26 protein-coding genes are annotated in these 26,525 nt (G+C 65.8%); 18 read left to right on the top strand and 8 right to left on the bottom strand.

The genetic code is table 11. From position 1 onward, the window contains the following. Positions 1-145: 145 nt before the first annotated feature. The 9 genes from ftsZ to dnaE all read left to right on the top strand — a co-directional run bounded on the left by ftsZ (position 146) and on the right by dnaE (position 9,886). A complete protein-coding gene (gene ftsZ / locus J2X42_RS10060) occupies positions 146-1,378 on the top strand; it encodes a cell division protein FtsZ (RefSeq protein WP_310164703.1) in 1,233 nt (410 codons plus the stop codon). An 8-nt stretch (positions 1,379-1,386) separates the two neighbouring features. Continuing rightward, complete coding sequence (locus J2X42_RS10055; protein WP_310164701.1) at positions 1,387-2,076, top strand: polyphenol oxidase family protein; 690 nt, start codon at positions 1,387-1,389, stop codon at positions 2,074-2,076. Then, a complete protein-coding gene (locus tag J2X42_RS10050) occupies positions 2,069-2,791 on the top strand; it encodes a YggS family pyridoxal phosphate-dependent enzyme (RefSeq protein ID WP_310164699.1) in 723 nt (240 codons plus the stop codon). The genes J2X42_RS10055 and J2X42_RS10050 overlap by 8 nt, the downstream gene beginning before the upstream one ends. Positions 2,792-2,879: 88 nt before the next feature. Next, complete coding sequence (locus J2X42_RS10045; RefSeq protein WP_310164697.1) at positions 2,880-3,410, top strand: cell division protein SepF; 531 nt, start codon at positions 2,880-2,882, stop codon at positions 3,408-3,410. Positions 3,411-3,532: 122 nt separating this feature from the next. Then, positions 3,533-3,820, top strand: a complete 288-nt coding sequence (locus J2X42_RS10040) for a YggT family protein (RefSeq protein WP_310164695.1) — start codon at positions 3,533-3,535, stop codon at positions 3,818-3,820. Positions 3,821-3,994: 174 nt separating this feature from the next. Next, the gene (locus J2X42_RS10035) at positions 3,995-4,690 is read left to right on the top strand and encodes a DivIVA domain-containing protein (RefSeq protein WP_310164693.1); all 696 of its coding nucleotides are present in this window, start codon (positions 3,995-3,997) and stop codon (positions 4,688-4,690) included. A gap of 90 nt (positions 4,691-4,780) precedes the next feature. Continuing rightward, a complete protein-coding gene (gene lspA / locus J2X42_RS10030; RefSeq protein WP_310164691.1) occupies positions 4,781-5,374 on the top strand; it encodes a signal peptidase II in 594 nt (197 codons plus the stop codon). Beyond that, complete coding sequence (locus tag J2X42_RS10025) at positions 5,367-6,293, top strand: RluA family pseudouridine synthase (protein ID WP_310164689.1); 927 nt, start codon at positions 5,367-5,369, stop codon at positions 6,291-6,293. The genes lspA and J2X42_RS10025 overlap by 8 nt, the downstream gene beginning before the upstream one ends. A gap of 35 nt (positions 6,294-6,328) precedes the next feature. Further along, entirely contained in the window at positions 6,329-9,886 is a 3,558-nt protein-coding gene (gene dnaE, locus J2X42_RS10020) for a DNA polymerase III subunit alpha (RefSeq protein WP_310164687.1), read from the top strand. A gap of 3 nt (positions 9,887-9,889) precedes the next feature. On the opposite strand, the gene J2X42_RS10015 is transcribed toward dnaE, so the two are convergent. Continuing rightward, the gene (locus J2X42_RS10015) at positions 9,890-10,348 is read right to left on the bottom strand and encodes a flavin reductase family protein (RefSeq protein WP_396134060.1); all 459 of its coding nucleotides are present in this window, start codon (positions 10,346-10,348) and stop codon (positions 9,890-9,892) included. A 179-nt stretch (positions 10,349-10,527) separates the two neighbouring features. On the opposite strand from J2X42_RS10015, the gene J2X42_RS10010 reads away from it, so the two are divergent. The 3 genes from J2X42_RS10010 (at position 10,528) to nrdR (ending at position 13,114) form a co-directional block, all read left to right on the top strand. After that, positions 10,528-11,061, top strand: coding sequence for a hypothetical protein (locus J2X42_RS10010; RefSeq protein WP_310164683.1), 534 nt, complete (start codon positions 10,528-10,530; stop codon positions 11,059-11,061). 9 nt (positions 11,062-11,070) lie between these two features. Beyond that, the gene (hisD, locus tag J2X42_RS10005) at positions 11,071-12,447 is read left to right on the top strand and encodes a histidinol dehydrogenase (RefSeq protein WP_310164681.1); all 1,377 of its coding nucleotides are present in this window, start codon (positions 11,071-11,073) and stop codon (positions 12,445-12,447) included. Between the two features lie 151 nt (positions 12,448-12,598). Then, a complete protein-coding gene (nrdR, locus tag J2X42_RS10000) occupies positions 12,599-13,114 on the top strand; it encodes a transcriptional regulator NrdR (RefSeq protein ID WP_310164680.1) in 516 nt (171 codons plus the stop codon). 76 nt (positions 13,115-13,190) lie between these two features. Here the strand turns inward: nrdR and J2X42_RS09995 are convergent, their stop codons facing one another. The 3 genes from J2X42_RS09995 to map all read right to left on the bottom strand — a co-directional run bounded on the left by J2X42_RS09995 (position 13,191) and on the right by map (position 15,714). Then, entirely contained in the window at positions 13,191-13,925 is a 735-nt protein-coding gene (locus J2X42_RS09995) for an SDR family oxidoreductase (protein WP_310164813.1), read from the bottom strand. A 35-nt stretch (positions 13,926-13,960) separates the two neighbouring features. Beyond that, positions 13,961-14,764 carry a polyphosphate--glucose phosphotransferase gene (gene ppgK, locus J2X42_RS09990; protein ID WP_310164678.1) on the bottom strand — a complete coding sequence of 268 codons (804 nt, stop codon included), beginning with the start codon at positions 14,762-14,764 and terminating at the stop codon, positions 13,961-13,963. Positions 14,765-14,835: 71 nt separating this feature from the next. Next, positions 14,836-15,714, bottom strand: a complete 879-nt coding sequence (map, locus tag J2X42_RS09985; RefSeq protein ID WP_310164676.1) for a type I methionyl aminopeptidase — start codon at positions 15,712-15,714, stop codon at positions 14,836-14,838. 132 nt (positions 15,715-15,846) lie between these two features. On the opposite strand from map, the gene J2X42_RS09980 reads away from it, so the two are divergent. Then, positions 15,847-16,011 carry an SPOR domain-containing protein gene (locus J2X42_RS09980; protein ID WP_310164675.1) on the top strand — a complete coding sequence of 55 codons (165 nt, stop codon included), beginning with the start codon at positions 15,847-15,849 and terminating at the stop codon, positions 16,009-16,011. A gap of 38 nt (positions 16,012-16,049) precedes the next feature. On the opposite strand, the gene panB is transcribed toward J2X42_RS09980, so the two are convergent. After that, a complete protein-coding gene (gene panB / locus J2X42_RS09975; RefSeq protein ID WP_310164673.1) occupies positions 16,050-16,955 on the bottom strand; it encodes a 3-methyl-2-oxobutanoate hydroxymethyltransferase in 906 nt (301 codons plus the stop codon). 264 nt (positions 16,956-17,219) lie between these two features. On the opposite strand from panB, the gene glnA (J2X42_RS09970) reads away from it, so the two are divergent. The 4 genes from glnA (J2X42_RS09970) (at position 17,220) to J2X42_RS09955 (ending at position 22,654) form a co-directional block, all read left to right on the top strand. After that, complete coding sequence (gene glnA, locus J2X42_RS09970; RefSeq protein WP_310164672.1) at positions 17,220-18,560, top strand: type I glutamate--ammonia ligase; 1,341 nt, start codon at positions 17,220-17,222, stop codon at positions 18,558-18,560. A gap of 9 nt (positions 18,561-18,569) precedes the next feature. Further along, on the top strand, positions 18,570-21,581 hold the full coding sequence (locus tag J2X42_RS09965) for a bifunctional [glutamine synthetase] adenylyltransferase/[glutamine synthetase]-adenylyl-L-tyrosine phosphorylase (protein WP_310164670.1): 3,012 nt from the start codon (positions 18,570-18,572) through the stop codon (positions 21,579-21,581). A gap of 63 nt (positions 21,582-21,644) precedes the next feature. Then, positions 21,645-22,088 carry a VOC family protein gene (locus tag J2X42_RS09960; protein ID WP_310164668.1) on the top strand — a complete coding sequence of 148 codons (444 nt, stop codon included), beginning with the start codon at positions 21,645-21,647 and terminating at the stop codon, positions 22,086-22,088. Positions 22,089-22,093: 5 nt separating this feature from the next. Beyond that, complete coding sequence (locus J2X42_RS09955) at positions 22,094-22,654, top strand: GNAT family N-acetyltransferase (RefSeq protein WP_310164667.1); 561 nt, start codon at positions 22,094-22,096, stop codon at positions 22,652-22,654. Between the two features lie 525 nt (positions 22,655-23,179). Here J2X42_RS09955 and glnA (J2X42_RS09950) read toward each other — a convergent pair. Then, positions 23,180-24,604: a type I glutamate--ammonia ligase gene (gene glnA / locus J2X42_RS09950; protein WP_310164665.1), complete on the bottom strand. Its 1,425-nt coding sequence runs from the start codon at positions 24,602-24,604 to the stop codon at positions 23,180-23,182. Positions 24,605-24,864: 260 nt separating this feature from the next. Between glnA (J2X42_RS09950) and J2X42_RS09945 the strand changes: the two genes are divergently transcribed. Then, the gene (locus J2X42_RS09945; protein ID WP_310164664.1) at positions 24,865-25,302 is read left to right on the top strand and encodes an RDD family protein; all 438 of its coding nucleotides are present in this window, start codon (positions 24,865-24,867) and stop codon (positions 25,300-25,302) included. 10 nt (positions 25,303-25,312) lie between these two features. On the opposite strand, the gene J2X42_RS09940 is transcribed toward J2X42_RS09945, so the two are convergent. Both J2X42_RS09940 and J2X42_RS09935 read right to left on the bottom strand, forming a co-directional pair. Further along, positions 25,313-25,666 (bottom strand): DUF3817 domain-containing protein, encoded by a 354-nt coding sequence (locus J2X42_RS09940; RefSeq protein ID WP_310164663.1) that lies wholly within the window; start codon positions 25,664-25,666, stop codon positions 25,313-25,315. Between the two features lie 102 nt (positions 25,667-25,768). Further along, positions 25,769-26,521 carry a DUF4191 domain-containing protein gene (locus J2X42_RS09935; protein WP_310164662.1) on the bottom strand — a complete coding sequence of 251 codons (753 nt, stop codon included), beginning with the start codon at positions 26,519-26,521 and terminating at the stop codon, positions 25,769-25,771. Positions 26,522-26,525 lie beyond the last annotated feature (4 nt).

The following is a 26,525-nucleotide window of genomic DNA, read 5'->3' as shown; positions in this document are numbered from 1 at the left end:
ATTGAATGTGCGAACCATAGGAAATACCGTCACAGACATGAGTTACTTGACATAACTATAACCTTCAACTCGAAGGTTAAGGTTCAAAGCTTCAAGCCCGACTCCAAAAGTTTTCGCAATAGGACACGAACAAGGGACACGTAACGTGGCAGCTCCGCAGAATTACTTGGCCGTCATCAAGGTCGTCGGCATCGGCGGCGGTGGCGTGAACGCAGTCAACCGCATGATCGAAGTCGGTCTTCGCGGTGTCGAATTCATCGCAATCAACACCGATGCCCAGGCCCTGCTGATGAGCGACGCCGACGTCAAACTTGACGTCGGACGGGAGCTGACACGCGGTCTCGGTGCAGGCGCCAACCCCGAGGTGGGCAAGCAGGCTGCAGAGGACCACGCTGACGAAATCGAAGAGGTCATCCGCGGCGCGGACATGGTCTTCGTGACCGCCGGCGAAGGCGGCGGAACAGGTACCGGCGGCGCTCCCGTCGTGGCCCGCATCGCGCGCTCCCTTGGCGCGCTCACCATCGGCGTTGTCACCCGCCCGTTCACGTTCGAAGGCCGCCGCCGCGCCGGCTCCGCCGAGGCCGGCATTGACGCCCTCCGCGACGAAGTCGACACGCTGATCGTCATCCCCAACGACCGCCTCCTGTCCATCAGCGACCGCAACGTCTCCGTCCTGGACGCTTTCCGTTCCGCTGACCAGGTCCTGCTGTCCGGTGTCCAGGGCATCACTGACCTCATCACCACCCCCGGCCTGATCAACCTCGACTTCGCCGACGTGAAGTCGGTCATGCAGGGCGCGGGCTCAGCGCTGATGGGCATCGGTTCGGCCCGTGGCGAGGACCGAGCCGTCAAGGCTGCCGAGCTGGCCATCGCTTCGCCGCTGCTTGAGGCTTCCATCGACGGAGCCCACGGCGTCCTGCTGTCCATCCAGGGCGGCTCCGACCTCGGGCTCTTCGAGATCAACGAAGCCGCCCGCCTGGTCCAGGAGGTGGCCCACCCCGAGGCGAACATCATCTTCGGTGCAGTCATCGACGACGCCCTCGGCGACGAGGCCCGCGTGACGGTCATCGCGGCAGGCTTCGACGACGTGAAGGCAACCTCGCCCTCCATGGACCAGTCCCAGCCGCAGGTGGCCCCCCAGCGCCCCGCCGCCCCCGCACCGGCACCGGCCCAGGCCCCGTCGGGCGGAAGCCACCAGATGAACGTGCAGCCGGTCCACGCCGGCGTCGCCGCATCCGGCCTGAGCAACTGGGGCCAGCAGCGCCCGTCAGCTGTCCCCGCGGACTCCGGCTTCGACGTCGACCTCCCTTCGGTAGTGGAGCCGGACCTGTCCGGCAGCCGCTCCGATGACCTGGATGTCCCCGACTTCCTGAAGTAGGGCCCGGCTTGTTCCTTTGGAAGGCTGAAGTCCTGCCCGGTGTGTCCGTGGCGTTCACGGACACACGCGCCGGCAACCTGGCACTGCACGTGGGGGACAGCCCCGACGGCGTCCGGGCGCGCCGGGAAGAACTCGAGCGCGGCGCGGGCATGGTTCCGGGGTCCCTCCGGTTCATGAACCAGGTGCACGGAACCGCCGTGGCGGTGATGGAAGCCGGCAGTGAAACGCCAGAGTCTGACGCCATGGTTTCCTGTGGTGTGCCGCTGGCGGTCATGGTGGCAGACTGCATCCCCGCGGTGCTGGTCGGCCAGGGAGCCGCCGGCCCGGTACTTGCCGCTGTCCACGCCGGCCGGCCAGGCCTGGCAGCGGGCGTCATCCCCGCCGCAGTGGAGCAGATGCGCGCCCTGGGCGCCGGCGGCATCCAGGCTTGGCTCGGTCCGTCCATCTGCGGCGCCTGCTACGAGGTTCCTGCCGCGCTCCGTGAGGACGTGGCGGCCGCTATCCCTGCAACATGGTCCACCACCAGCTGGGGAACCCCCGGGCTCGACCTCCCTGCCGGCGCGCGCAGCCAGCTGCAAGCGGCCGGCGTGGACATCATGTACTCCGGGCCCTGCACCCTGGAGAACGGGGACCTGTTCTCCTACCGCCGGAACAAAGACACCGGCCGGTTTGCCGGACTGGTGTGGTCCCATGACTGAGGCTGCTGCCCGCACAGCGGAGCTGGAGAAGGGGCTCGCCGCCGTCCGGAGCCGCATCGAGGCCGCCACCAGGGCATCAGGCCGCGCGGACGAGCCCACACTGATCGTGGTCACGAAGTTCCATCCGGCAGAGGATATCCGCCGTCTCGCCGGGCTTGGCGTCACCGACGTCGGTGAAAACCGGGACCAGGAGGCCTCGGCGAAAGCCGAGGCCCTGCACGGGCTCGGGCTCAACTGGCATTTTGTGGGCCAGCTCCAAAGCAAAAAAGCCAAATCAGTGGTCCGCTACGCCCACGCCGTCCACTCCGTGGACCGGCCCCAGCTCGCTGACGGGCTCGCCCGGGCCGTTGCCGCCGAACAGGACCGGTCCGGACGGGCCGCGCTGGAATGCTTCATCCAGGTCAGCCTCGACGACGACGCCGGTGCGCACCGCGGCGGCGCCGCTCCCGCCGACGTCCAATCCCTCGCAGAGCAACTGGCCACTGCCGACGGACTGGTCCTGGCCGGTGTCATGGCAGTCGCGCCGCTGGGGGTTCCGCCTGAAGCGTCCTTCGAGAAGCTGGCCGGCATCTCTGCCCGGCTCACCGCCGACCATCCCGCCGCCACCGGCATTTCGGCGGGCATGAGCCAGGACCTCGAAGTGGCCATCCGCTTCGGAGCGACACACCTGCGGATCGGTTCGGATATTCTCGGATCGCGTCCTGCGGTGGGGTAGCGTCAAAGCATTGGAAGTGAATGGCGGGGATTTCCAGTGCTGTCAAATCATTGGTCGGCCCGCCTACGGACACGATTAGGAGTCGACCATGGCCGGCGCTCTGCGCAAGACAATGATCTATCTTGGGCTCGCCGATGGCGATGAACACTACGAGTCCGAGCACCACACCACACGTAAGGATGAGGACGAGCCCATGGAAGTTGACCGCGAGGAACGCCGTGCACCCGCACCCGTCCGCGATGTCAGCCGTGAGGCGTCCTACGTCCCCGAAGAGGAATACCGCGCACCAGTGACCCCCATCAAGCGTGCGGCATCCAGCCGCGAAGAATCTACCGGGCTCCGGCAGATCACCACCATCCACCCGCGGTCCTACAACGACGCCAAGCTGATCGGCGAGAGTTTCCGCGACGGCATCCCGGTCATCATGAACGTCACGGACATGGGCGAGGCCGATGCCAAGCGCCTGGTGGACTTCTCCGCAGGGCTGGTGTTCGGACTCCGGGGCAGCATTGAACGTGTCACGAACAAGGTCTTCCTCCTGTCGCCGTCGTACATCGAGGTCATCGGCGATGACAAGAAGGTCAGCGAGACCCAGGCAAGCTTCTTCAATCAAAGCTAGCCATTAAGCTCATTGCGGATGCCAGGCAGGTGGACCTGTCTGGCATCTGTGCTGAAATAGACAATGAAGCATTGGCAGGACACCGCGGTATCCGGAATGAAGATGGAGATATGAGTTAAGTCATGGGAATTGTTTTCGGACTTGTCTATATCGCCCTTTTACTGTTCCTTGTGGCGCTCATCGTGCGGCTGGTGTTCGACTGGGTTCAGATGTTTGCCAGGGAGTGGCGGCCACGGGGGCCGGCCCTCGTGGTGGCCCACGCCGTCTACTCCATCACCGATCCGCCCCTGAAAGTCCTGCGGAGGATGATCCCCCCGCTCAGGCTGGGCGGCATCAGCCTGGACCTGGGGTTCCTGATATTGTTCATCGCCGTCAGCGTGGCGATGGGGATCACCAGGAGTTTCGCGTAAATTTCGATTAGACCTAGCTGTGCAGGTGCTGATCCTTGGGGAACTGTTACTTGCAACGCGAAGAAACTCCGGTTTGACACTACGGTGTTGAATTAGAGGAACCAGACCATATTTAGGTACCGTAGTTTTGACGGCCGGAAGGCCACTGACTAACTAGACCAGTGAGGTGACCAGATGGCTTTGACGCCAGAAGACGTTGTCAACAAGCGCTTTCAGCCGACCAAGTTCCGCGAAGGCTACGACCAGGATGAAGTAGATGACTTCCTGGACGAAATCGTCGTTGAACTCCGGCGCCTGAACCAGGAAAATGACGAGCTGCGCAAGAAGCTCGCCGAAGGCGGATCCGCTGTTCCTGCCAGCTCCACCGCTGCAGCACCGGTGGTCGAGAAGGTCCCCGCGCCCGTCAAGGCCGAGAAGGATGACTCCCGTGCCAAGGCCGAGGCTGAAGCCAAGGCCGCCGAGGCAAGCAAGAAGAAGGAAGCCGAGCAGGCTGCCCCCGTGGCTGCTGTTCCGGCTGCCGCCCCCGCCCAGGCGGCAGGCAGCACCGTTTCTGCCGAGTCCGCCGCCGGCCTGCTGGCCATGGCGCAGCAGATGCATGACCGCCACGTCGCTGACGGCCAGTCCCAGAAGGACAAGATCATCGCCGAGGCGCAGATCGAAGCCAGCAGCCTCGTCAACGACGCCCAGGAGAAGTCCCGCAAGATCCTGGGTGCCCTGGAGCAGCAGCGGTCCGTGCTGGAACGCAAGGTGGAGCAGCTGCGCGGCTTCGAGCGCGACTACCGCTCACGCCTGAAGGCCTACATCGAAGGCCAGCTGCGCGACCTTGACGCCCGTGGTTCAGTGGCCGCACCCGAGGTCGAAGCCAACTAGTCTGTCAAGCACGTATTCTGAAAGCCGGTGGCTGAGGATTCCTCGGCCGCCGGCTTTTGTGATTAACATCGGTACCCGAATGAAAGCACCATGACAGACGAACTTGCCGCTGACGCTGCACCCCCGCTTCCCCCCACGCCGCGGCGCCCCCGCCGCAGGGTCATGCTGTCCCTTTTCGCGGCGTTTGCAGTTTTCGCCTACGCGCTGGATCAGCTGACGAAACTCTGGGTCACCTCCAGCATGGTGGAAGGTGAACGCATCCCCGTCCTGCCGCCGCTGCTGCACTGGTACTTCATCCGGAATTCGGGCGCAGCATTTTCCATCGGCGAAAACGTGACCTGGGTGTTCTCCATCATCATGGCCGCGGTCTCCGTCGCCATCCTGTTCCAGGTGCGCAAGCTGGGCTCCGCCTGGTGGTCGCTGGCGCTCGGCCTGCTCCTGGGCGGGGCCCTGGGCAACCTCACGGACCGGCTGTTCCGCGAGCCCTCGTTCGGGATGGGGCATGTGGTGGACTTCATCCAGCTGCCCAACTTTGCGATCTTCAACATTGCCGATTCCGCGGTGGTCTCGGCGGTGTCCATCATCTGCATCCTGACGCTCCGGGGGATCTCGCTGGACGGGTCCCGGCATGTGGCGGCCCCACAGGAGAAGCACGCACCGAAGAAAGAGTCGGACGATGCCTGAACGCATCGTGGTGGCTGACGAATTCGGCGGGTCACGCGCGGACGCCGGGCTGGCAAAGCTCATGGGCATATCCCGTTCCCTCGCGGCCACGCTGATCGCCGAAGGCAACGTCATCAGCCGCGGCAAGGCCGTGGGCAAGTCCGCGAAGCTGGTCGCAGGAGACGTGCTGGACGTCACGGTGCCCGAACGGCGGGACCCGCTCGAAGTGGTGGAGGAAGTTGTGGAAGGCCTGAAGATTCTGTTGGATGACGACGACTTCGTTGTTGTCGACAAACCGGTGGGTGTCGCCGCCCACCCGTCACCGGGCTGGGTCGGACCCACGGTGGTGGGCGGCCTGGCGGGAGCCGGGTACCGCATCTCGACGTCGGGTTCGCCTGAACGCGCCGGCATCGTCCACCGGCTCGACGTCGGCACGTCCGGCGTGATGGTCGTGGCCAAGACCGAGCGCGCCTACACGGCCCTGAAAAGGGCGTTCAAGGAGCGCACGGTGGACAAGGTCTACCACGCCGTGGTCCAGGGCCTGCCGGACCCGCTGGAGGGCACCATCGACGCGCCGATCGGGCGGCACCCGGGACACGACTGGCGCTTTGCCGTGATTGAGGACGGCCGGCCGTCCATTACGCATTACGAAGTGCTGGAAGCATTCGGCAAGGCCACGCTCGTCGAAGTCCACCTTGAGACGGGCCGAACGCATCAGATCCGCGTGCACTTTTCGGCACTGCGGCACCCCTGTGCGGGGGACCTGACCTACGGTGCGGACCCGCGCCTGGCCGCCACGCTGGGCCTCACGCGGCAGTGGCTGCACGCCCGCCAGCTCGGCTTCGACCACCCGGTCACGGGGGAGCGGGTGACCGTTACCAGCGAATACCCGCAAGACCTGTCCTTTGCGCTGGAAGTCCTGGAGTCCGGGCAAGCCTGAGCAGCCGGCCCGGACCGAGCGCATAGAATAGTCCGGTGACTTCCAGCAATGCCTCGTTCGTCCATCTTCACAACCACACCGAGTACTCCATGTTGGACGGCGCCGCCCGCCTGGGGGAGCTTTTCGATGAGACCGAACGCCTGGGCATGCCGGCCCTGGCCACCACTGACCACGGGTACCTGTTCGGCGCTTTCGACTTCTGGAAACGCGCCACGGACCAGGGCATCAAGCCGATCATCGGCGTCGAGGCCTATGTCACGCCGGGCACTGCGCGGACGGACAAGAGCCGTGTCCGCTGGGGCGAGGAACACCAGCGCAAGGACGACATCTCCGGCGGTGGCTCGTACACCCACATGACCCTGCTGAGCTACAACAACGCAGGCATGCGCAACCTCTTCCGGGCCTCCTCCATCGCATCCCTGGACGCCGTGTTCGGCAAATGGCCACGGCTGGACCGCGAGCTCCTGAACACCTACTCCGAAGGCCTGATCGCCACCACCGGCTGCCCGTCAGGGGAAGTCCAGACCCGGCTGCGGCTGGGCCAGTACCGCGAAGCCCTGGAAGCAGCCTCGGAGTTCCGTGACATTTTCGGGGCGGAGAACTACTTCTGCGAACTGATGGACCACGGCCTGGACATCGAACGCCGGGTCACCGGGGACCTGCTGCGGCTCGCCAAGGACCTCAACCTTCCCCTCGTGGCCACCAACGACCTGCACTACACACACGAGCATGACGCCAAGGCGCACGAGGCGCTGCTGGCCATCCAGTCGGGGTCCACCCTCCTGGAGCCCACGTACGACAACGGCGGCTCCCGCTTCGCGTTCTCGGGCAGCGGCTACTACCTGAAGTCCCCCCAAGAGATGCGGGAGCTGTTCAGGGACCACCCCGACGCGTGCGACAACACCCTGCTGATCGCCGAGCGCTGCGAAGTCTCGTTCAATACCGGGGCCAACTACATGCCGCGTTTCCCCTGCCCGCCGGGCGAGGACGAAACATCCTGGCTGGTCAAGGAAGTGGCCACCGGACTGGACTACCGGTACCCGGGCGGTGTCCCGGACAAAGTCCGCACCCAGGCCGACTACGAACTCGAAGTCATCACGTCCATGGGGTTCCCCGGCTACTTCCTCGTGGTGGCCGACTTCATCAACTGGGCCAAGAACAACGGCATCCGCGTGGGACCCGGCCGTGGCTCCGGTGCCGGCTCCATGGTGGCCTACGCCATGCGCATCACCGACCTTGACCCGCTGCACCACGGCCTGATCTTCGAACGCTTCCTCAACCCGGACCGCGTCTCCATGCCTGACTTCGACGTCGACTTCGATGACCGGCGCCGCTCCGAGGTCATCGACTATGTGACCCGCAAGTACGGCGACGAGCGCGTGGCCATGATCGTCACGTACGGCACCATCAAGACCAAACAGGCGCTGAAGGACTCCTCCCGCGTGCTGGGCTACCCGTTCAGCATGGGCGAGACGCTGACCAAGGCGCTCCCGCCGGCCGTGATGGCCAAGGACATTCCGCTGGCGGACATCCAGAACAAGGACTCCAAGCGCTACAGCGAGGCCGGCGACTTCCGCCAGCTGATCGGCACGGATCCCGAGGCCGCCAAAGTCTTCGAAACAGCGCTGGGCATCGAAGGGCTGAAGCGCCAGTGGGGCGTGCACGCCGCCGGCGTCATCATGTCGTCGGACCCCATCATCGATGTCATCCCCATCATGCGGCGCATCCAGGACGGGCAGGTGATCACGCAGTTCGATTACCCCACCTGCGAAGGCCTGGGCCTGATCAAGATGGACTTCCTCGGCCTGCGGAACCTCACGATCATTTCCGACGCCCTGGAGAACATCAAACTCAACCGCGGCCACGAACTGGACCTGGACAGCCTGGCCCTGGACGACGTCGCCTCCTACGAGCTGCTCGCCCGCGGCGACACCCTGGGCGTGTTCCAGCTTGACGGCGGGCCGATGCGGTCCCTGCTCAAGCTGATGAAGCCTGACAACTTCGAAGACATCTCCGCAGTCCTGGCCCTCTACCGCCCGGGTCCGATGGGCGCCAACGCGCACACTGACTACGCGCTGCGCAAGAACGGGATCCAGGAAGTCATTCCGATCCACCCGGAACTCAAGGAACCGCTCGCCGAAATCCTTGGCGGAACCTACGGCCTGATCGTGTACCAGGAACAGGTTATGGCCGTTGCGCAGAAGCTCGCAGGCTATTCCCTCGGCCAGGCCGACATCCTTCGCCGCGCCATGGGCAAAAAGAAGAAATCCGAGCTGGACAAGCAGTTCGCCGGGTTCTCCCAGGGCATGCAGGACAACGGCTACTCCATGGAGGCGGTCAAGACCCTCTGGGACATCCTGCTGCCGTTCTCCGACTACGCCTTCAACAAGGCACACTCGGCCGCTTACGGGGTGATTTCGTACTGGACCGCGTACCTGAAGGCCCACTACGCGCCGGAGTACATGGCGGCGTTGCTGACGTCGGTGGGCGATGACAAGGACAAGTCGGCCATCTACCTCAACGAGTGCCGCCGCATGGGCATTACGGTGCTTCCGCCGGACGTCAACGAATCCGCGCTGAACTTCACGCCTGTGGGGACCGACATCCGCTTCGGCATGGGCGCCATCCGCAACGTCGGTTCCAACGTGGTCCAGGCCATGGTGGCTGCCCGGGAGAGCGAGGGAGCCTATACCTCGTTCAAGGACTTCCTGATGAAAGTCCCCGCAGTGGTCTGCAACAAGCGGACCATCGAGTCCCTGATCAAGGCAGGGGCCTTCGACTCCCTCAACCACCACCGGCGCGCCCTGGTGATGATCCATGAAGAGGCCATCGATTCGGTCATCACGCTCAAGCGCAACGAGGCGATCGGCCAGTTCGACCTCTTCGCCGGGTTTGAGGAAGCCGAGTCCGAGGCCTCACTGAGTATTGAAATCCCGGAACTTCCCGAATGGGAGAAGAAGGACAAACTGTCCTTCGAACGGGACATGCTGGGGCTCTACGTGTCCGACCACCCGCTGCAGGGGCTGGAGGGTGTCCTGAGCCAGCACGCGGACCAGTCCATCACGTCCATCATTGCCGAGGACGGCCCGCACGACGGTGCCATCATCACAATTTCCGGCATGATCACCTCGTTGAGCCGCCGGATCGCCAAAGCCAGCGGCAACGCCTACGCCCGTGCCGAAATCGAAGACCTTGGCGGCTCCATGGAGGTCATGTTCTTCGGCCAGGTTTACGGCCCCATCGCTTCGGTCCTGGCCGAGGACCTGATCGTCGTGGTCAAAGGCCGGCTGCAGCGGCGCGACGACGGCGCCGTGACGCTGAACTGCATGGAACTGTCCGTTCCGGACCTCAGCGAGGGCACCAACGGGCCCCTCCAGATCTCCATGCCCACACACAAAGCCACCGAGGCGGTGGTCACCGAACTCGGGGACGTCCTGCGGAACCACAGGGGAAACTCGGAGGTCAGGGTCCACCTGCACGGCGATTCACGGGTGGAGGTCATGGGTCTTCCCGTCCACATGCGGGTGAATCCCAACCCCTCGCTGTTCGGCGACCTCAAAGTGCTGCTGGGACCGGCCTGCCTTGACGTCTAGCAGCTAGATTTCATAGTCCAGGGGGACGGGCTGGCTGTAGCCGCCGGCGTGGTAGAGCAGCGGCGAGCCGTCCTCGCCCACCTGGCCGTCCACGACCTCAACCACCACCACGGCGTTGTTCTCGAAGGAGAGCCGCATCTGGATCTTGCCGATCAGCCAGCCGGCAACGTCCTTGAGCACCGGGACATCGTGCGGGCCAAGCTCCCAGTGGTCGCCGCCGAACCGGTCCTTGGTACGGGCGAAGCGGTCTGCGAGGTCCTGGTTTTCGAGGCCGAGCATGTGCACGCCGATGTGCGTGGTGTTTGCCACGGCGGGCCAGGAGCTGGAACTCCTGGCCATGTTGAACGTGAACCGCGGCGGCTGGGCAGACAGCGACGCCACGGACGTCGCGGTAAAGCCATAGGGCTGGCCCTGGTAGTTGACAGTGATGATGGCCACGCCGGCCGCATGGCGGCGGAACATTTCCTTAAACGTACGCTCGAACGGCACGCGGTCTTCGGTCACTATGAAAAACTCCCTGGATTACCCTGAACGAGACTTGCCTCTGCTTTCAAGGGTATGGCGGAGTCGGCATCCGTAGGAAACTGTTTACCCGCACGTCCCCCGGTTGAGGGGCCTGAACTTTTGTTAAGGTTTGTTTCATGACACAACGCATCCGGCGACGCTCCTCCGGGCTCCAGTGGGCCTGGTTCGCGGCCGCAACGGCCGCAGGCCTCCCCGTCGGCCTGCTGTGGTGGCTGCTTGCTCCGGGCGGCCTGAACCTGATCACCAGGGACCCTGCCCTGGGGACCGGCTCCAACCCGGAGGTGTGGTTGCCACGGGACCTGACGCTCGCCGGCCTGTTCGTTTTTGCCGGCTGCCTGCTGGCTGTGTTCATCACCGACAACTCCAGGCAGTCCCGGCAGGAGGACCTGGTCCTGGCCCTGGCAGGAGGCCTGGCCGGAGCCGTCCTTGCGTGGCAGGTGGGGATTTTCGCGGCCCAGTTCTGGGGTGCACCGGCTGATACGTCGGTCAATGCCAGCGTTGCCTTCTCGCTCCGGTCCCTGCCGGTGCTGCTGCTCTGGCCGGCGGCCACTGCAGTCGGTACTTTTGCCATCAGCCTCCTCACGCTCCTGAAGAAGGGGCCGGAAGGCACTGCCGGCCCCGTCGCCGGGGACGCGGCTCCCGGCGCGTAAAATGGACCGGTGACCATTTCTCCTGAGTTTCCCGCCACCCCTCCTGCCTCAGCCGTCAGCTTCCGCACGGTTGATCTCCGCGGCAAGGGCCTGACGCTGGCCGGATTGCGCGCAGCCGTTCCGCGTGCCCAGCACCAGACGGTGGCGGATGCTGAACAGAAAGTCCTGGACATCATCGGCGACGTCCGCCGGCGCGGCTACGCAGCACTCACCGAGTACGCGCAGCGCTTCGACGGCGTGGACCAGGCCCACCCCCGCGTGCCGGCCGAAGAGCTGGCGCGCGCACTGGCGGAACTTGACCCGGCCGTTCGGAAGGCGCTGGAAGAGTCCATCAGCCGTGCCCGGCGGTTCGCCGACAGCCAGCGTCCACGGAATATCGACGTCGAACTCGGGGACGGTGCCCTCGTCAGCCAGAACTGGGTCCCCGTGGCCCGGGTGGGCCTGTATGTCCCCGGCGGCCTCGCCGTGTACCCGTCCTCGGTGATCATGAATGTTGTGCCAGCCCTTGCTGCCGGCGTTGCCTCCATTGCGCTGGCATCGCCTCCGCAGAAAGACTTCGGCGGCCTTCCCCACCCCACCATCCTTGCCGCGGCCGCCCTGCTGGGCATCGGTGAGGTCTATGCAATCGGCGGTGCCCAGGCCATCGCGGCGTTCGCCTACGGCGTGGACGCCACAGCGGTCGGACCCGCGCTGGAGCCGGTGGATGTTGTTACCGGTCCGGGCAACATCTTCGTGGCCACGGCCAAACGGCTGGTCAAGGGCGTCGTCGGCATCGACTCGGAAGCGGGTACCACTGAGATCGCCATCCTGGCTGACTCCACGGCCCAGCCGGCACTGGTGGCCGCGGACCTGATCAGCCAGGCCGAACACGATCCCAAGGCCGCGTCCGTCCTGATCACGGATTCGGAGGACCTCGCCGCCGCCGTCCGGACCGAGCTCACCAGCCAGGCGGCGGCCACCAAACACTCCGACCGGGTCCGCGAAGCACTCTCCGGTCCCCAGTCCGGCGTGGTGCTGGTGGAGGACCTCGAGCAGGGCATTGCGGCCTGCGACGCCTACGCGGCTGAGCACCTTGAGATCATGACGGCGGACGCTGCCGCGGTGGCCGCCCGCATCCGGAACGCCGGCGCCATCTTCGTGGGCGACTACAGCCCCGTCAGTCTGGGGGACTACTGCGCGGGCTCCAACCACGTCCTGCCCACCAGCGGAACGGCGGCTTTTTCCTCCGGCCTGAACGTGACCACATTCCTGCGCGCCATCCAGGTGATCAACTACACCAGGGCGGCCCTGCAGGAGGTCAGCGGACACATCGTCAGCCTCTCCGGAGCCGAAGACCTCCCGGCCCACGGGGAAGCCGTGACGGCCCGCTTCGGCGGGCGCTCCTAAGTCCACGGCAGGCCGGCCCAAAAGCACTACATGTAGTAATTACAAGCTTGTTATTACGCAACATGTAGTCGTAGACTGATAGCTGGAGAATTCCGGCGGAAGCCGACGTTCACCGAGAAACCTGTGACCGAGAGAGCGAGGGAGGGACGCCATGTACTGTCCGTTCTGCCGCAACCCGGATTCCCGCGTCGTGGACAGCCGCATGGCCGACGACGGGTCTGCCATCAGGCGCCGCCGCCAGTGCCCCGAATGCGGACGCCGGTTCACCACCGTGGAGACCACCAGCCTCTCGGTCATCAAGCGCTCCGGCGTTGGCGAGCCCTTCAGCCGGAGCAAGGTCATCAACGGTGTGCGCAAGGCGTGCCAGGGCCGGCCGGTCAGCGAAGACGACCTCGCCCTCCTGGCGCAGGAGGTCGAGGAACAGATCCGGGCCTCGGGCGCGGCTGAAATCGACGCGCACGAGGTGGGGTTGGTGATCCTCGGTCCGCTGCAGAAGCTGGACAAGGTGGCCTACCTTCGCTTCGCCAGCGTGTACCAGGCCTTCGAATCCCTTGAGGACTTTGAATCGGCCATCTCCCTGCTCCGTCATGAGTCGGAGCAGGAAGCGAAGGCCGCCGGGACGGAAACGTCCAAGGGCGCCCCGAGTTCCGAGAAGAGCTCCCTGTAGATTCCGGTGGTGGCAGCGGAGGGGAAGCCGCAGTCACCACCGGCACCGCTGCCCGGTAAGGCGGGCCGGTCGCCCGCTACCGGCCGCCTGAGACCGGCAGCACGGCGCCGGTGATGTACCCCGCTTCAGCGGACATCAGCCACATCACGGCAGCCGCCACCTCATCGGGCTCGGCGCCGCGTCCCATCGGTATGGTCGGGTTCAGGCGCTCGACCCGGTCGGGCATTCCGGCAGCCGCGTGAAGGCCCGTGTTGGTGCTCCCGGGAGCCACGCAGTTGACCCGGATTCCCAGGGGTGCCACCTCGGCTGCCAGTCCCGCCGTCAGGACATCAACAGCCCCTTTCGACGCCGCGTAGTGGGCCCACGTGCCGGGCGAACCCGCCTTGGTGGCCGTCGAGGAGATATTAACGATGGACCCGCCGCTGCCGGAACCGTCCGCACGCAGGCGGCGGACGGCCTCCTGGCAGACGTAGATGAGGCCGGTAACGTTGACGTCCATCACGCGCCGGACAGTCTCCGCCGGCACCTCGGTGAGGTTGCCGATCAGGTTCCCCGTGATTCCGGCGTTGTTAACAACGGCCGTGAGCGGACCCAGCCGGGCAGCGGCGTCGAACATGTCCCGGACGGCCTCGGAGTCGCTGACGTCCGCCTGCACAGCTACGGCCGAGCCGCCGTCGTCCGTAATGGACTGCACCACCGCGCGGGCGCCGGAGTGGTCCGCCGAATAGTTCACGACGACGGTGTGCCCGGCGAGGGCCGCGCGGCGGGCGATGGCCGCGCCGATGCCGCGGCTCGCGCCGGTCACGATCATCACGCCGGGACGATCCCCGGCCGGCAGATCCAACGCTACTTGGAGAGCTTGTGCTTCAGCGCGATCTCGATTGCGGCGCCGACGATTCCCGCCTCGTTCTTCAGTTCGGCCGGCACGATCGGTGTGCGGAGCTTCATGTGGGGCAGGTACTCGTCGGCGCGCTTGGAGATGCCGCCGCCCACAATGAACAGCTCGGGCGAGAAGAGGAACTCAACATGGGAGAAGTAGCGCTGCAGCAGCACGCTGTATTCCTCCCAGCTCAGGCCGTCGCGCTCACGGGCCACGGCCGAGGCCTTGGTCTCGGCGTCGAAGCCGTCGATTTCGAGGTGCCCGAGTTCCGCGTTGGGGACCAGGCGGCCGTCGAAGATGAATGCCGAGCCGATGCCGGTGCCCAGCGTGATCACCAGGACGGTTCCTTCCACACCCTTGCCCGCGCCGTAGCGTGCTTCGGCGAGGCCGGCGGCGTCGGCGTCGTTGATGACCTCCACGGGGCGGCCAAGCCGCGCGGTGAGGAGCGAATCGATGTCCGTGTTCAGCCAGCTCTTGTCCACGTTGGCTGCGGAATGGACCACGCCGTGCTGGATGATGCCGGGGAAGGTGACGCCAACGGGCGAACCGGCAGCCGGTGCGTCGGGCCGGGAGGACAGCTCCTCCACCACCTGCGCCACGACCTCGGCCACGGCCTCGGGGGTGGCGGGCTGCGGCGTGGGCACGCGGAACCGCTCACCGAGGAGCTTGCCCTTCTTCAGGTCGACGATGCCGCCCTTGATTCCCGTGCCGCCGATGTCGATGCCGATCAGCGGGGCGTTCTTGTGCGACTTCTCGTCCTTCTTGGCCAATGTGATTCCGTTCGTGGCAGTGGGCGGGCAGGGGAGGCCGGCCTGAGGGGCTGACCTGAAAAGGGGATGTGTCAGGGCAGGGTGAGGATTTCGGCGCCTGACTCGGTCACCAGGAGGGTGTGTTCGAACTGGGCAGTGCGCTTGCGGTCGCGGGTGACCACGGTCCAGTCATCAGCCCACATGTCCCAGTCCACAGTGCCCAGGGTCAGCATGGGTTCAATAGTGAAGACCATGCCGGCCTCGATCACGGTGTTGTAGGCCGGAGCGGCGTCGTAATGCGGAATGATCAGGCCCGTGTGGAACGCTTCACCAACACCGTGGCCGGTGAAGTCCCGCACCACACCGTAGCCGAAGCGTTTGGCGTAGGACTGGATGGCGCGGCCGATCACGTTGATTTCACGGCCGGGGGCCACGGCCTTGATGGCACGGTTCAGGGACTCCTGCGTGCGCTCGACGAGGAGGCGCGATTCCTCGTCGACATCGCCCACCAGGAACGTGTAGTTCGTGTCGCCGTGGACTCCGTTGATGAAGGCCGTGATGTCGATGTTGATGATGTCGCCGTCCTGGACCACGGTGCTGTCCGGGATTCCGTGGCAGATGACCTCGTTCAGCGACGAGCACAGGGACTTCGGGAACCCCCGGTAGCCCAGCGTCGACGGGTACGCGTTGTGGTCCAGGAGGAATTCGTGTCCAACCCTGTCCAGCTGGTCGGTGGTGACCCCGGGCCTGATGTGCTTGCCAACCTCAACGATGGCCTGCGCGGCGATCCTGCCGGCGATCCGGATCTTCTCCACCGTTTCCGCGGACTTGACCTCGGAACCGGTGAATTTTGCCGGGCCTGGCTTCCCCACGTACTCGGGGCGCGGGATGGACGCCGGTACGGGAAGCTGCGGGCTGACGGTTCCCGGGGTGAGGGTGCCGGTGGGTGCAGTCGAGGCTAGGGAAGGCATAGATTGATCATATAAGGCACCACAGAACGCCAAGTAACTGAAGGCCGTATCGGGCCCGCGTACGTGTTTACGTTACGTGGATCACGTGGCGGCACCCGCAGCCGGAACCCTGCCGTCGGAAAGAGGAACACCATGACTGAGTACTGGTACAACGTCAACACCCACGAGGTGGAAGAGGACGCACTCTCGGACTGGAGCCAGCTGATCGGCCCGTACAAGACACGCGAGGAAGCGGAGCACGCCCTGGAAAAGGTCAAGGCACGGAACGAGGCCTGGGAAAAGGGCGACGAGGACTGACGCCCGGCCGCCCCCTGGCTTACGGCGCCGGGCGGGCCCTAGAAGGAGTGCTCGGGCCCGGGAAACTGGCCTGAGCGGACGTCGTCGCCGTAGGCCTTTGCCGCATCGCTGAGCGTGCTGCGGAGGTCCGCGTACTGTTTGACGAACTTCGCCATCTTTCCGCCACGGAGGCCGGCCATGTCCTGCCACACAAGCACCTGTCCGGTGGTTTCCTTGCCGGCGCCGATGCCCACGGTGGGGACACTGACGGCAGCGTCGACGGCGGCAGCCGCCCCGGCCGGAACCATTTCCATCAGGATGCTGAACGCGCCCGCATCCGCCAGCGCCACGGCGTCGTCAATCAGCCTCTGCGCGTCGTCGCCGCGGCCCTGCACGCGGTACCCGCCCAGCGCGTGTTCGCTCTGCGGCGTGAAACCGATGTGCGCCATCACGGGGATCCCGGCCTGGACCATTGCCCGGACCGTTTCGGCGTAGAACGCGCCGCCTTCGATTTTTACCGCGTGCGCGAGACCCTCTTTGAGGAAGCGGACGCCGGTAGCCACAGCCTGCTGCGCGGACACCTCGTAACTGCCGAACGGGAGGTCCGCCACCACCAGGGCCCGCTTCGCGGACCGGGCCACGGCACGGCACAGCGGAAGGAGCTCATCGACGGTGACGGGCAGGCTGGTTTCGTTACCGAACACGTTGTTGGACGCGGAATCACCCACCAGCAGCACCTCGATGCCTGCCTGGTCGAAGATCTCCGCTGTGTACTGTTCGTACGCGGTCAGCATGGCGAACTTTGTGCCGTCGTTCTTGGCCTGCTGGAGGTGGTGGATGCGGACCCTGGGGGCAGGCTTGGGAGCGGCGTCCGACGACGGCGGCTGCGCCGGGGTGGGCCCGGTTCCGTATGGTGCGGGTACTTCAGCGGACGCGCGGGAGTCAGAGCTATTGCTTGAGGCCATGGCAAGAGCGTAGTGCGGCACCCGCTGTCCTAGCTACCGGCCGGGGGCGCCGGACAGGTGATTCGCGTCATATGTGACCGCCCGCCAGGCCGCCTGCAGCCGACTTGCCCGGGGCTGCAGCCCCTCCGCCGGTGTAAACGCTGTGTTACGCGGGGGGCAGGCTCCCGCATCGGCGGCAATTGCTTAGTAAAGTGTTTGTGAACTGCTGCCGGCTTCCTGAACTGCGGACCCGGGGCATGGACGTTGACCGGAGAAGAGGCCATCATGGACCGCCAGCAAGAGTTTGTCCTGCGCACTATCGAAGAGCGCGACGTACGGTTTGTACGCCTGTGGTTCACCGACGTCGTGGGTTCACTCAAATCGGTGGCGCTTGCCCCCGCCGAGGTTGAAGGCGCCTTTGAGGAGGGCCTGGGTTTTGACGGTTCCGCCATCGAGGGCCTCGCCCGCGTGTTCGAATCCGACATGCTGGCCCAGCCGGACCCCTCCACGTTCCAGATCCTGCCGTGGCGCGGCGAGACCGAACAGACGTCCAGGATGTTCTGCGACATCCTGACCCCGGACGGCGAGCCGTCCGCCGCGGACCCCCGCAACGTCCTCAAGCGGACCCTGGCCAAGGCCGCCGACATGGGCTTCACCTGCTACACCCACCCGGAGATCGAGTTCTACCTGCTCAAGTCCCAGGAACCGGGTCCGGACGGCGCGCCGGTACCCGTTGACGAAGGCGGCTACTTCGACCACGTACCGGGCGGCGTGGCCCAGGACTTCCGGCGTACCGCCGTGACCATGCTGGAATCCGTGGGCATCTCCGTGGAGTTCAGCCACCACGAGGCCGGTCCCGGCCAGAACGAAATCGACCTCCGGTACGCGGACGCGCTGCAGACCGCGGACAACATCATGACGTTCCGCACCGTGATCAAGGAGGTTGCCCTCCAGCAGGGCACCTACGCCACGTTTATGCCCAAGCCTTTCACAGCCCACCCCGGCTCCGGCATGCACACGCACTTCTCGCTGTTCGAGGGTGACACCAACGCGTTTTATGAAGCTGGCACCGAATTCCAGCTGTCCACAACGGCGCGGCAGTTTATCGCCGGCATCCTCAAGCACGCCCCGGAGTTCACGGCGGTGACCAACCAGTTCGTCAACTCCTACAAGCGGCTCTGGGGCGGCGGGGAAGCCCCCAGCTACCTCAGCTGGGGCCACAACAACCGTTCGGCCCTGGTCCGGGTGCCGCTGTACAAGCCCGGCAAGGGCCAGTCCGCCCGGATCGAATACCGGGGCATTGACTCCGCAGCAAACCCCTACCTGGCGTACGCGGTTCTGCTGGGGGCGGGCCTGAAGGGGATCGAAGAGGGTTATGACCTTCCCGCGGCAGCCGAGGACGACGTCTGGTCGCTGAGCTCCGCCGAGCGCCGTGCCATGGGCCACGACCCCCTGCCCGCCAGCCTCCACGACGCCATCCGGTCCATGGAGGAGTCCGAGCTGATGCCGCAGATCCTCGGGGAGCAGGTGTTCGAACACTTCCTGCGCAATAAGCGTGCCGAATGGCAGGACTACCGGCTCCAGGTGACGCCCTACGAGCTGCAGCGCAACCTCGGCATCCTCTAGGCTGCGGCGGTGAGCCTTGCCCGCCGCCTGATCTCGGCCGGCTTCAGCGACCTGGAGAAGGGCGAGCGGTTCCTTGCTGCCCGGGAACTGCACGGCCTGGACCAGGACAAGCTGTTTGCCGGCCTGCAGATGGCGGCGAACCCGGACACTGCCCTGCAGTCCCTGGTCCGCCTGATCGAAAAGCATCCGGCGCTCCGGGAGCTGGCGGCGGCCGATCCGGAGACCAGCGAGCCGCTGTACCGGGTCCTGGGTGCCTCCGAGGCCCTGGGCGAGTTCCTTATCCGGCATCCGGAGCACCTCGACGCCTTTGACGTCAGGGCCAGTCCGGAACCGCTGCAGGCGGATCCGGAGCGGCTCCGGGCTGCCCTGCTGAAGTCCGTCCAGGCGGATCCCCGGTCGGCGAGGCCGGTTGCGGGCGTCGCCGGCACGGAAGCGTACGTTTCCCTCCGTACCGCCTACCGCCGCGGTGTGGTGGACCTCGCCGTCAAGGACCTGTGCGCCGCCGACCCCCTGGACTTCATGCCCGCCGTCGGTGCTGAGCTGGCCGACCTGGCCGGTGCCGCCGTCGAAGCTGCCCTGGCGGTCTCGCGTGCCGAGGCGGCCGAGCAGTTCGGCGCAGCCGACGTCGCGGACGTTGGCCTGGCCGTCATCGGGATGGGCAAGTGCGGCGCCCGGGAGCTGAACTACATCTCCGACGTCGACGTGATCTATGTGATCGATTCCGCCGAACTCGATGACGCGCGCGCCAACACCATCGGCACCGCCCTGGCCAGCGGCATCTCGCGGGCCATTTCGTCGATCGCCCGCGAGCCGGGGCTGTGGGAAGTGGACGCGAACCTGCGCCCGGAAGGCAAGTCCGGGCCCCTGGTGCGGACGCTGCCCTCGCACGAAAGCTACTACGCCCGCTGGGCGGAAAGCTGGGAGTTCCAGGCCCTCCTGAAGGCCCGCACCATCGCCGGCGACATGGCATTGGGCCGCCGCTACGAAGAGGCCATCGCGCCGCTGATCTGGAATTCCGCAGGACGCGAAGGGTTTGTGGAATCGGTGCAGGCCATGCGGCGCCGGGTCACCGAACACATTCCCGCCGCCGAGGAACAACGGCAGATCAAACTCGGGCGCGGCGGCCTCCGCGATGTCGAGTTCACCGTCCAGCTGCTGCAGCTGGTCCACGGCAAGTCCGACGAATCCCTCCGGCGCAAGGACACCACGTCCGCCATCGCCGCGCTGTCGGCCGGAGGCTACATCGGCCGGTCCGACGCCGCCGGATTCGACCACGCCTACCGGTACCTGCGGCTCCTCGAGCACCGGATCCAGCTGTTCCAGCTCCGGCGGACCCACCTCATGCCCGTCAGCGACGCAGCGCTGCGGGCCCTCGCCAAGGCCGTGCTCGGCCCGTTCTCCAACGAACGGCCGCACCCGGACGCCCTGCTGTCCGCCTGGCAAAAGACCAAACGCTCGGTGCGGGAACTGCACGAACGCATCTTCTACCGGCCGCTGCTCAACACTGCAGCCAAGCTCAGCAGCGAAGACGCCAGGCTCACCCCCGAGGCAGCCCAGGGCCGGCTTGCCGCGCTGGGCTACGGTGACCCGCAGGGCGCCATGCGCCACATCGAGGCGCTCACCGCCGGGGTCAGCCGGCGGGCCGCCCTGCAGCGGCAGCTGCTGCCCATCCTGCTGGACTGGCTCGCCGAAGGCGTTGATCCCGACGCCGGCCTGCTCGCCTTCCGCCGCGTCAGCGAGACCCTGGGCACCACCCATTGGTACCTCGGCATGCTGCGTGACTCCACGGCCGCGGCCGAACGGCTGTGCCACGTCCTGTCCAACTCCAGGCTGATCTCGGACCTGCTGGAGGTGTCGCCCGAATCGGTGGCATGGCTGGGCCAGGACAAGGAGCTCGCGCCGATCAGCTTCGAGGCCCAGTGGCAGGAAATCACCTCCAAGATGTCACGGCATTCGGACCCGGAAAACGCCATGCGCCTCATCCGGCTGATCAGGCGGCGGGAGATCCTCAGGATCGCTATCGCTGACTCCGCCGGGCTGCTGGGCCAGGACCAGGTGGGGGCCGCCCTGGCGGACACGGACCGGGCTGCCGTCCTGGGGGCCCTGCGGGTTGCCCAAGGCCTGGTGTCCGCCAAGGAGCCGCTGAAGACCGCGGTGCTGATCGTGGCAATGGGCCGCCAGGGCGGCCGCGAGATCGGCTATGGCTCCGACGCCGACGTGATGTACGTGCACCGGGCATTGCCGGGCTACACCGAAGAGGAGGCTCAGGCGCAGGCGGCCAGGATTGTCACCAAGGTCTCCAGCCTCCTCACCCAGCCGCTGAAGCCGGCCATCATGGCCGAACGCGTCCTCCAGGTCGATGCCGACCTGCGCCCGGAGGGGAAAAACGGCGCGATGGTCCGGTCGCTGGATTCCTTCGCGGAGTACTACCGCCGCTGGTCCCTGATCTGGGAGGCGCAGGCGTTGCTCCGGGCCCGGCCGATGGCCGGCGACGACGGGCTCGCCAGGGACTTCCTGGAGCTGATCGACCCCATCCGGTACCCGGCAACGATTTCCGACCAGGATGTCCGGGAGGTCCGCCGCGTCAAGGCGCGGGTGGAATCGGAGCGGTTGCCGCGCGGGGCCGATCCCGCCCGCCACCTTAAGCTGGGACGCGGGGGCCTGAGCGACGTCGAATGGCTGGTCCAGCTGATCCAGCTCCAGCACGCGGCCAAACATCCGGAGCTGCGGACCACCTCCACTGTGGAGGCCCTCGACGCGGCCGCTGCCCTGCACCTCCTGGAGAAACGTGATGCCGAGCTGCTGGCCGCCGCGTGGCGGCTTGCCAGCAGGATCAGGTCAGCCAACGTCATCTGGAGCGGCCGGGCATCAGACCTGCTGCCGTCGTCGCGGCGCGACCTCGAGGCAGTCGCCCGCTGGTGCGGTTACGAACCCGGCCAGGCCGGCGCACTCGAGGAGGACTACCTCCGCCTGAGCAGGCGTGCCCGCGCCGTCTTCGAAAAGGTCTTCTACGGCCACTAGCAGTCCGCGGCCGGCCGCCGGCCCGGCTGACACCCGCGGCGGGCCGGTGCTACCTTTGGGCCCATGGCTAAGCAAATCTACCTGAACCTGCCCGTGAAGGATCTGAAGAGGTCGGTGGACTTCTTCACCGCCCTCGGCTTCTCCTTCAACCCGGACTACACCGACGAAAACGCCACCTGCATGATCATCAACGAGGACGCCTTTGTCATGCTGCTGGTGGAAGGCTTCTTCAAGACCTTTACCTCCAAGGACGTGGCCGATGCCACCGCTTCCACGGAGGCGATCCTGGCCTTTTCCGTGGACAGCAGGGACGCCGTGGACGAAACCGTGCGCAAAGCCCTCGCCGCCGGCGGCACCCCGTCGCAGGAGGTGCAGGACTACGGCTTTATGTACAACCACAGCTTCCAGGATCCTGACGGACACCTCTGGGAGGTCATGTGGATGGACCCCGCAGGCCCGCCGGCCGACGGCAGCCCGGCCGGGGGCGCCGAAGCGCCGGCCAGCTGAGGGGCATGGAGCAGTCAGTCTGGCTGATTGCCCTTGACGACCTTGGACCGGACGCGTGCGCCATCCAGCTCGGCGCGGTGGCCCTTTTGGAACTGGCGCCGGGGCAGTCCGACTTCGTCGGCGATCCGCTTCGGATGGCATTGGCCGGCCTGGCGGAGCAGTCGCGCCGGCCGTATGTCATCGAGGCCGGCGGGGACGCGGTGGGTGTACTGACACTCCAGGCAGGCGCCGCCCGGCTGGCAGGCTGGCCGGACGACGATTCCGCGTGGCTCCTGCGGGGCTTCCTCATCGACCGCCGGCGGCAGGGCACGGGATTGGGCCGGCTCGCGGCGGCTGCGGCCGTGGAAGCCGCCGCGAAACTGACGGCAAGGCACTCAGGCGGCGAGGCCGGCGTCGTACTTTCAGTCAACGAGCGCAACCCGGCGGGGCTGGCCGCCTACGAAAAGGCCGGGTTTGTGGACCGGGGACAGTACCTCGGTGGCAGTTCCGGGCCGCAACGGACCATGTTCTGCAGCTTCACACAGGATCAGACCGGCGGTTTGCCATTGCCTCGGGCGCCACATTGACAGATCATGTGGATTGGCGGTGTTCTTCAAACCTTGTTGGGGGGAAGGCTTGAAAAGTCTTCGTCTCGGGGAGCACATGCCAGGGGGCTGGCTCCCGGTCTCAGCACGTCTGGAGCCAGCCTCCACCTTTGGCCACCAACAGGTCCGCCCGGGCCGGCCGGCGTGAGGCCTTTCCCATTGCCCGCTGGTGTTCTACGGTTGCGATATGAAACTGAATGTCACTTACCGCGGCGGGGATAAGGACGGGACGTCCGATCTTCGTGAAACGCCGGAGTTCCCCATCGAATTTCCAGGGGGAAGCTACGTCTTGACCTTCAGGCACGCGCTTCGGGAATCGGGGCCAACGGAGGCCCTGGCAACCTGGGTGCCGCAAGAGACGCAGTCATGACCCAAGCAAGCACGTAAGGGGAGCCAGGCACAACAAAAGGCCGGTCCCGGGTAGTGAAACCTGGGACCGGCCTTTGCTGTAACGCGATTCCTTGCGGACTGTGTGCGGACTAAAGCCGCTCCAGCCGCGTGGTCTGGCTAGACGCCGTAGTAGAGCTCGAACTCGTACGGGTTCGGGCGCAGCGAGAGCGGCTTGATTTCGTTCTCGTACTTGTACTCGATCCAGGTGTCGATCAGGTCCTGGGTGAAGACGCCGCCGGCCTGCAGGAACTCGTTGTCCTCGGCCAGTGCCGTCAGGGCCTCCTCGAGCGTGCCCGGAGCCTTGGGGATGTCCTTGGCTTCCTCGGCGGGGAGCTCGTAGAGGTCCTTGTCGATGGGAGCCGGGGGTTCGATGCGGTTGCGGATGCCGTCAATGCCGGCCATCAGCTGGGCAGCGAATGCCAGGTACGGGTTGGAGGAGGGATCCGGTGCGCGGAACTCGATGCGCTTGGCCTTGGGGTTGGAGCCCGTGATGGGGATGCGGATACCGGCAGAGCGGTTGCCCTGCGAGTAGACCATGTTCACGGGGGCTTCGAAGCCCTTGACCAGGCGGCGGTAGGAGTTGACCGTCGGGTTGGTGAATGCCAGCACGGCGGAGGAGTGCTTCAGCAGACCGCCGATGTACCAGCGGGCGGTGTCGGACAGGCCGGCGTAGCCCTTCTCGTCGTAGAACAGCGGCTCGCCGTTGGTCCACAGCGACTGGTGGCAGTGCATGCCGGAGCCGTTGTCACCGAAGACCGGCTTCGGCATGAACGTCACGGACTTGCCCCAGGCATCGGCCGTGTTCTTGATGACGTACTTGAACTTCTGCAGGTCGTCAGCGGCGTGCGTCAGGGTGGTGAACTTGTAGTTGATTTCAGCCTGGCCGGCGGAGCCGACTTCGTGGTGGCTGCGCTCAACCTCAAGGCCGGCCTCGTCCAGGGCAACACACATGGCGTCGCGCAGGTCGGCCTGCTTGTCGGTGGGGGAGACCGGGAAGTAACCGCCCTTGACGGGGGTCTTGTAGCCCAGGTTTCCGCCTTCTTCTTCGCGGCCGGTGTTCCAGTGTGCCTCTTCGGAGTCGATCTTGTAGAAGCTGCCCTGCGGGGAGGACTGGTACTGGACGTTGTCGAAGACGAAGAACTCGGCCTCGGGTGCGAAGAACGCGGTGTCGGCGATGCCGGTGGAGGCGAGGTAGGCTTCAGCCTTCTCGGCAACGCCACGCGGGTCGCGGTGGTACGGGTCGCCGGTGCGCGGGTTCACGATGGAGAAGTTCAGCGCCAGCGTCTTTTCCATGCGGAAGGTGTCCAGGAATGCGGTGGTGACGTCCGGGATCAGCTGCATGTCGGATTCAGCGATGCCCTGGAAGCCGCGGATGGAAGATCCGTCGAAGAGCTGGCCGTTGACGAAGAAGTCTGCGTCAACGCTCTTGGCCGGCACATTGAAGTGCTGCTGGACGCCCGGGAGGTCGGTGAAGCGGATATCGACGAATTTAATATCTTCGTCCTTGATGAACTTGAGGACTTCGTCCGCATTCTTGAACATCTATGCTCCTAACGCATATGTAATATCTGGCTGCAAGCCATCTGATCCAGCGCAATCCGAAGGGCAGGGAAACGCAGTTTCCCTGCTTAGTGGAATTGCTTGAAACTGCACCCAGCCTATGGACACGGCATTTCCCGTCCGTGTCCACATTGTTTCGGGCAGGTTACAGAATGCCCTGATATGGCAACGCTATCCCGTGTCCATACTGTGGTCTAACGGGTTCCACAGTATGAACGTTGGTGAGTCGGTAAGCTTGGACGGTGGTAGATCGCAAAGACATTGGCTCCTGGCTCACCGGACCGGATACCTCGGGTATTTCCAAATATCCGGGGGAGCGGCTCGGGCTGCCCGAGTCCGGCCCCGGCTCCATCGCACGGGCCGGGCGGCGCATAGTGGCGATCATGGTGGACTGGGGCATTGCCCTGCTGATCAGCAACCTGGTGTTCGGCGGCGATTCGTGGGCCAACCTGGCCGTGTTCGCGGCGGAGCAGATGCTGCTGGTGGGCACCCTGGGCTACAGCATCGGCCACCGCCTCGTGGGAATCCACGTGGTGCGCCTGGGCGGCGCCCCGGCAGGACCGCTGGCGGCCGTAGTGAGGGCGCTGCTCCTGTGCCTGGTGATTCCGGCCGTCATCTTCGATCCGGACCACCGCGGCCTTCACGACAAGGCAATGAACACGGTCCTGATCCGGCGATAGGTTCCGGACGTTAGACGGCCGCCGTTTCCTTGGCCCCGGCACGCGCGGGGGCGCCCCCGGTGGTGAGGTAGCCGCGCTTACCGGCCCAGCGCTCAAAGGCGATGGTGGCGAACGGGAAGACAGCTGATACGCCGGCAAAAAAGGCCACTCCGAACGGCCAGCGCTGGATCCGCCACAGCGCGAGTGCGGCAAGTCCGTAGCCGACGAAGAGCGCACCGTGGATGGGTCCGGCGATTTCCACACCCAGCTCGGTGGTCTTGGCGATCCACTTGAAATACATGCCGGTCAGCAGCGCCGCCCAGCTGAAGGCCTCGGCGACGGCGAGGACCCGGAAAGCGCGGATGACGACGGTTTTCAGCGGCATGTTCATGAATTTCCGATCTCTGTGCGTTGGTGACGGCCAGGGGCCAAAAAGAAAACCGTCCCGGTGCCGGCCTGGGCCGGAACCGGGACGGCTCCATGTGTCCTAGCGTCCGCGGTTGGGACGCGCTTTGTAGGGGTCGATGCCCTTGGGGATGGGGAGGCCCTTGCCGAGCGAGGAAATCCGCTTGGACACGGCGTTGACCTCAAGCTTGGTGAGTTCCTTCTTCAGCTTGCCCATGTTCTTGGCCACCTGGCTGATGGGGACCTGGCCCTCGCCGCGGCCGCTTTCGATCACGTGGACCGTGACGTTGGGCAGGATCCGCGCGAGGCGTTTGCGCTCGGCATCGACCAGCGGCTTGACCCGGTGGCTGGGGCCCTCGCTGACCAGGACAACGCCCGGTCGGCCGATGGCGCGGAACACGGCGTCCTGCGTGCGCGGGTTCACCGCGACGGGCTGGTCCTCGGTGATCCAGCCGCGCTTCAGCGTGCCCAAAGCCGCGCCGGAGGCACCCGGCTGGTTTTCGATCTGGGCGAAAGCTGCCCGCTCTGCGCGCCGGGACAGGATGAGGGTTGCCCCGAGCAGGCCCAGCGGAATGCCGATGATCAGGCCGGTAATCCAGTTGTCCAGCCAAAAGCCCACCAGGAAGCTGAGGGCCACAACCCCCAGGAACACCAGCAGCATCAGCCACGGGACCATGGGGTCGTGGCGGCGGGTCATGTTGAAGACTTCGCCGATCTGCTTGAGCCGGCTGGGCTTCTTGACCTTCGCTTCTTTTGGCTTGCGCGAGAAGAGGCCACGCTTCGGGGCGTCTGAGGCCGCCGGAGTGGAGTTGCTGGAATCAGGGGATTTCGCCATAGTG

The organism is Arthrobacter sp. BE255 (assembly GCF_031457335.1).
Taxonomy (GTDB): Bacteria; Actinomycetota; Actinomycetes; order Actinomycetales; family Micrococcaceae; genus Arthrobacter.
Note: the sequence above shows the minus strand (reverse complement) of the source record. Positions and strands in the feature narration are given on the sequence as shown.

Excerpts from the sequence above, each read along its gene's own strand:
- J2X42_RS10050 (WP_310164699.1), top strand. The coding sequence starts at position 2,069 with ATGACTGAGGCTGCTGCCCGCACAGCGGAGCTGGAGAAGGGGCTCGCC.
- J2X42_RS10045 (WP_310164697.1), top strand. The coding sequence starts at position 2,880 with ATGGCCGGCGCTCTGCGCAAGACAATGATCTATCTTGGGCTCGCCGAT.
- J2X42_RS10040 (WP_310164695.1), top strand. The coding sequence starts at position 3,533 with ATGGGAATTGTTTTCGGACTTGTCTATATCGCCCTTTTACTGTTCCTT.
- J2X42_RS10035 (WP_310164693.1), top strand. The coding sequence starts at position 3,995 with ATGGCTTTGACGCCAGAAGACGTTGTCAACAAGCGCTTTCAGCCGACC.
- lspA (WP_310164691.1), top strand. The coding sequence starts at position 4,781 with ATGACAGACGAACTTGCCGCTGACGCTGCACCCCCGCTTCCCCCCACG.
- J2X42_RS10025 (WP_310164689.1), top strand. The coding sequence starts at position 5,367 with ATGCCTGAACGCATCGTGGTGGCTGACGAATTCGGCGGGTCACGCGCG.
- J2X42_RS10015 (WP_396134060.1), bottom strand. The coding sequence starts at position 10,348 with ATGTTCCGCCGCCATGCGGCCGGCGTGGCCATCATCACTGTCAACTAC.
- J2X42_RS10010 (WP_310164683.1), top strand. The coding sequence starts at position 10,528 with ATGACACAACGCATCCGGCGACGCTCCTCCGGGCTCCAGTGGGCCTGG.
- nrdR (WP_310164680.1), top strand. The coding sequence starts at position 12,599 with ATGTACTGTCCGTTCTGCCGCAACCCGGATTCCCGCGTCGTGGACAGC.
- J2X42_RS09995 (WP_310164813.1), bottom strand. The coding sequence starts at position 13,925 with ATGATCGTGACCGGCGCGAGCCGCGGCATCGGCGCGGCCATCGCCCGC.
- map (WP_310164676.1), bottom strand. The coding sequence starts at position 15,714 with ATGCCTTCCCTAGCCTCGACTGCACCCACCGGCACCCTCACCCCGGGA.
- J2X42_RS09980 (WP_310164675.1), top strand. The coding sequence starts at position 15,847 with ATGACTGAGTACTGGTACAACGTCAACACCCACGAGGTGGAAGAGGAC.
- panB (WP_310164673.1), bottom strand. The coding sequence starts at position 16,955 with ATGGCCTCAAGCAATAGCTCTGACTCCCGCGCGTCCGCTGAAGTACCC.
- glnA (WP_310164672.1), top strand. The coding sequence starts at position 17,220 with ATGGACCGCCAGCAAGAGTTTGTCCTGCGCACTATCGAAGAGCGCGAC.
- J2X42_RS09960 (WP_310164668.1), top strand. The coding sequence starts at position 21,645 with ATGGCTAAGCAAATCTACCTGAACCTGCCCGTGAAGGATCTGAAGAGG.
- J2X42_RS09955 (WP_310164667.1), top strand. The coding sequence starts at position 22,094 with ATGGAGCAGTCAGTCTGGCTGATTGCCCTTGACGACCTTGGACCGGAC.
- glnA (WP_310164665.1), bottom strand. The coding sequence starts at position 24,604 with ATGTTCAAGAATGCGGACGAAGTCCTCAAGTTCATCAAGGACGAAGAT.
- J2X42_RS09940 (WP_310164663.1), bottom strand. The coding sequence starts at position 25,666 with ATGCCGCTGAAAACCGTCGTCATCCGCGCTTTCCGGGTCCTCGCCGTC.
- J2X42_RS09935 (WP_310164662.1), bottom strand. The coding sequence starts at position 26,521 with ATGGCGAAATCCCCTGATTCCAGCAACTCCACTCCGGCGGCCTCAGAC.